At 71.2% G+C, this 4303-nt stretch carries 3 protein-coding genes; 2 read left to right on the top strand and 1 reads right to left on the bottom strand.

Features of this window, described 5'->3' with window-relative positions; genetic code table 11:
• Window positions 1-161: 161 nt before the first annotated feature.
• On the bottom strand, window positions 162-1133 hold the full coding sequence (locus tag AB0917_RS33725; protein ID WP_366823520.1) for a hypothetical protein: 972 nt from the start codon (window positions 1131-1133) through the stop codon (window positions 162-164).
• 206 nt (window positions 1134-1339) lie between these two features.
• On the opposite strand from AB0917_RS33725, the gene AB0917_RS33720 reads away from it, so the two are divergent.
• Window positions 1340-3592: a helix-turn-helix domain-containing protein gene (locus tag AB0917_RS33720; RefSeq protein WP_366823519.1), complete on the top strand. Its 2253-nt coding sequence runs from the start codon at window positions 1340-1342 to the stop codon at window positions 3590-3592.
• A 12-nt stretch (window positions 3593-3604) separates the two neighbouring features.
• Entirely contained in the window at window positions 3605-4162 is a 558-nt protein-coding gene (locus AB0917_RS33715) for an XRE family transcriptional regulator (RefSeq protein ID WP_366823518.1), read from the top strand.
• Window positions 4163-4303: the final 141 nt, after the last annotated feature.

The following is a 4303-nucleotide window of genomic DNA, read 5'->3' as shown; positions in this document are numbered from 1 at the left end:
ACCCGGCCGGGCGCGGCCCCCGGGGGGGGGCCCCCCCCGTCAACCCGCCCCCCCGGCCGCCCCCCCCCTCCCGGTCCGGGGGGCGGGCCTCCGGTTGTGCCACGGCCAGCTGGTCACCGCCGACTCCGGGTACGGACGGCCGCCAGCCGGCGTGCAGCGGTTCAGTCGTTGTCGGTGTGGGGGAGTCCGTCGTCCAGGACGATGCGGAGGGTCTGGCCTTCGCCGTTGACCGTGGTGAGGTCGGCCGCGATGCGGTTGTAGGTGGTCGTGGCCAGGGCCCAGTCCGCCTCCAGCGGGGTCGCAGTCGAGCGGGTGTCCCACAGCTTGATGAGCAGGCCGATGAGTGAGCGGCCGGACAGGACGGTCTGGACGCGTCCTTCCTTGACGTCCTCGACCGAGGGCGGGGTGCGGAAGTGGTCATGGTCGACGGCCAGGGCGGTGAGCCACTCCCAGGTGTCGCGGTGTGCGACCAGGTCCACGGAGGCCACCCCGGCCGCCTTCAGCAGCAGGACCCCGTGGGTGACCCGCGGGTCCTCCTCCTGGCGGAAGGCCGACGATGAAGCGGCGGGGGCCGTGGGGGTGCTGTTGCCCTGGTAGGCGGCCTCGATCCTCTGCTTGAGCACGTCGTCCTGCCCCCGGCGCTCGGGCTCGGGTTCGGGCTGCGCCTGACGCTTGCTGTCGTCCATGGTTCCCCCCTGGAAGTCGGTGTCGGGTGAGGCGGGCGGCTGCGCCGCCGTGGGCGCGGTCGGGCCGGTTGCCGGATCCGGATCGGGCACCGGTTCGGTGGGCGGGTAGGGGCCGATGACGTCGCCGGGCTCCTCGGTCGGCTTCTGGAGTTCCGCGAGGGGGCGGAGGGTGTCGGCGAGTTCGAGGAGCTGACGGAGCTCGCCGCGGGTCTCGTTGAGATCGCTGATCATCCGGTCCTGGCGGCGCCGTACCTCACGGTTCTCCTCGCGCAGCCCGGTGATGCCTCCCTGGATCGTCTCCAGGAGTTTCAGGCGGGTCTGGGTGAGCTCGCCGTGCAGGGCGGTCAGCCCGACCGTGGGGTCATCGAGACGGCCGACCGGTGCCAGCAGGGCCCGTATCGCCTTCAGTTCCTCCATCGCGCGGTCGAACGCGTCTTTCCACTTCACGTAACCCCCTGGTCACTCAGAGCTGCAACCGGCCGTATCTCCCCATAAGCACTCCATGTGACGCGCCGATTTCCAGCCCTTCCCCTGGCCGGGACCATGCCACCCCCTCCCGAAAGACGCTCGTACGTGATTCGTACGGCATTCGTACGTCAAAGGTTCGCGCTTCGTACGCTCTGTGGGGTAGAGTGTCGGTTAGGAGGTGTTCCATGTCCGAGTTGTTCGACGCGGTCGACGCCCTGGTCGCGTCCCGCGCCACCCTTCCGCCCCCGGCGGAACGCAAGCGGCTGCGCGCCGCGCACGGGCTGACGATCGACGAAGTCGCCGGCGCGCTGAAGGTCCGCCGGGCCACGGTGTCCGGCTGGGAGTCCGGGAAGACCGAGCCCCGCCCCCCAGAACGCGACGCGTACGCCCGGCTGCTGGACAAGCTTGCGGAGCTCTACCCCGCCACCCCAGCCCCGGCCGCAGAGGACGGACCCACGCCGGACGCCCCGGTGCCCGCCACGTTCACCGGCGTGCCCGCTCCGGCTGAGCCGCAGCCCACCGAGCCGATCTCCAGCGCCGAAGTCGTGAGTGACCCGGTGAAGCCGCAGGTTCCCGCTTCGGATCTCGTGGACGCTCCGGCGGCCGCGCCGCGCCCGGCGAGCACGACCAGGCCGTCGACGTCGGGCCGCCCCAGCGCACGCAAGGCGGCCGCGGCCAACACCCCCGCGGGAGGTACGGATCCGCGGTTCGAGAACGGTCCGCTGGCGGTCGTCGACGTCGAGGACGGGAAGGTGCTGGCCTACTGTGTCGGCGGCCTGGTCCTGGACGTGCCCGCCAAGTCCCTGCCCTCGCTGGTGGAGTGGACGCTGAGGGAGGCCAAGCTCGGGCAGCCGAAGCTGTCCGGCCCCGGGAGGCCGGCCGACCCGCTGCTCGTCCTGACCGAGGCAGCCCTGGAGCGCTACGGGCTGCCCGTCACGCTCACGGCGGAGGAGAAAGACGCCGGGCGGATCCCGGAGGGCCACAAGGTCATCAAGCAGCTGAACCGGGCCGACTGGAAGCTCACGAAGAGGGGCTTCGGGCCGTGGGCGCGGATCTACCGCCCGGCCAAGGGCTCGGAACGCCAGTGCGTCCAGCTGTGCATCCCCTCCTGGAACGCGCTGGACCCCCGCTTCTGGGACCACGCCGCAGAACTCCCCCCGGCGGAACTCACCCGCGTTCTGGGCACCTACGCGACCCGGGTGATGACGCCGCGCGGCTCCACCGCCGTCACCAGCCTGGAACTGATGACCGCCCTGCACCCGCCGACCCACGCCGTACGGGACGAGGAGACCGGCGCCCTGCGGCAGGCCGACACCAAGACACCCGGGTCACTCGGCTCAGAACCGGTGGACTGCGCCCCGCCCGAGGCCCCCAACGGGCACCCGGTCCTCAACGCGCTGAACCTGCCACGCTTCCACGTCCGCGGCCCCTCCGAGATGCTGTTCGAGGAGTCCTACGACTGGGCGCGGCCGATGACCGACGCGGAGTGCACGCTGCGCTACCTGGTGGGCCTGGACGTGAACATGGCCTTCGGCGCCGGAGCGAACGGGCTGAACGTCGGCCTCGGTGAGTCGACGCACGTGAAGAACCCGGTGTTCGACCCGAAGCTGCCCGGATCCTGGCTGGTCGACCTCTCCCACGTCGACCTGAACCGAGTGAAGGCCGGCAAGGAGTGGGTGGCCCTGGACGGCAACCTGCTGCCGAGCCCGTTCACGCCCAAGGGCGACCACCCGACCGGTCCGGCCTGGTACGCGACACCGACCGTCGCGTACGCCCAGGAGCTCGGCTACGACGTCGCCCCGACCGAGGCGTACGTCCGGTACGACAACGGCCGCTACCTGGACGGCTGGTACACCCGGCTGCGCGACGCCTACCTCGCCACCATGGCCGACCTCGGCGTCACCACCGACCTCTCGCCGGAAGACTTCCTCACGGCGATGGACGGCTACAAGAACCGTGACCCCGAGCTGGGCATCGTCATCACGGCCATCAAGGCAACGGCCAAGGGAGGCATCGGCAAGCTCCGCGAGCGCCCCCGTGGTGAGGGGTGGCGAACGGGCGAGCGGTGGCGGGCCCTAGACCGTCCCACCTGGCGGCCCGACATCCGGGCGGCGGTCATCTCCCGCACCCGCATCAACCTGCACCGCAAGATCGTCAAGCACGCGGCATTCACCGGCCAGTACCCGATCGCGATCATGTCCGACTGCGTCGTCTACGCCGCGAACGGGCCCAGCCCGCTGGACTTCGTGCCCTACCGGGACGGCAAGCCGCTCCCCGGCGGATTCAAGCTCGGTATCAACCCTGGCCTGGTCAAGCACGAAGGCACCCAGACCGTCCTGTGGGGCGAAGAGGTCCGGGAGAAGTTCGACGCCCCGGAGCTCAACCTCGCCCGGTCCATCAAGGACGGCACCGTCAGCACCGCCGACAACGGAGAGTAGGAGAAGACCGGCATGAGCCTGATCGGGGACGGCTTGAACAAGGCGGTGCAGAAGGCGTTCACCCGCCCTGCGCCGAAGAGCGCGGGCGCGCAGATGCGGTACCTGGTGAAGCAGCTCGGCGGCACGAAGGCGGTCGCGCAGATGCTGCGGGTCTCCCAGCGCACGGTGGAGCGGTACGTGAAGGACCAGATCAAGAAGCCCCGCCCCGATCTCGCCGGACGCCTGGACGGTGAGGTGAAGCAGCGGTGGCAGCCGCAGATCCGGGCCAAGGCCAAGGCGAAGGCGGCGTCCACGGACGGCATCATGATCGACGTCCGCGCCCGCCTCGGGTACACCGCACCGATCGGCTCCACCGACCAGGACCGCATCCGCCACCTCACCCTTGCCCTCCCGCCGGTCCACGCAGCCCGCCTCTTCAAGGCCCAGGAGCAGGGCGCGTCCGACGCCCGCCTCCAGGAGATCGCCGCCGAAGCCCTCAAGGAGGTCTACTTCCAGGACGGCGGCCGCCGCGCCGGCTCCCTGGACGAAGTCCGCTTCACCGACATCGAGCACCTCGAGTTCGACCTGTAGCACTGTCCCGGGCAGCTAGTAAGCATCAGCCTGTGGTGGGGGGGCGGGGGGGCCGCCAGGAGGGGGGGGGGCCGCCCCCCCCCCCAAACCGCCCCCCCCCGAACAGCGCGCGGTGGGTGGGGGTGGGGGGGGGGGGGGGCC

The organism is Streptomyces sp. NPDC007346 (assembly GCF_040703535.1).
Taxonomy (GTDB): Bacteria; Actinomycetota; Actinomycetes; order Streptomycetales; family Streptomycetaceae; genus Streptomyces.
The sequence above is the reverse complement of the archived record's forward strand: the minus strand, read 5'-3'. Positions and strand labels throughout refer to the sequence as shown.

Excerpts from the sequence above, each read along its gene's own strand:
- AB0917_RS33720 (WP_366823519.1), top strand. The coding sequence starts at position 1,340 with ATGTCCGAGTTGTTCGACGCGGTCGACGCCCTGGTCGCGTCCCGCGCC.
- AB0917_RS33715 (WP_366823518.1), top strand. The coding sequence starts at position 3,605 with ATGAGCCTGATCGGGGACGGCTTGAACAAGGCGGTGCAGAAGGCGTTC.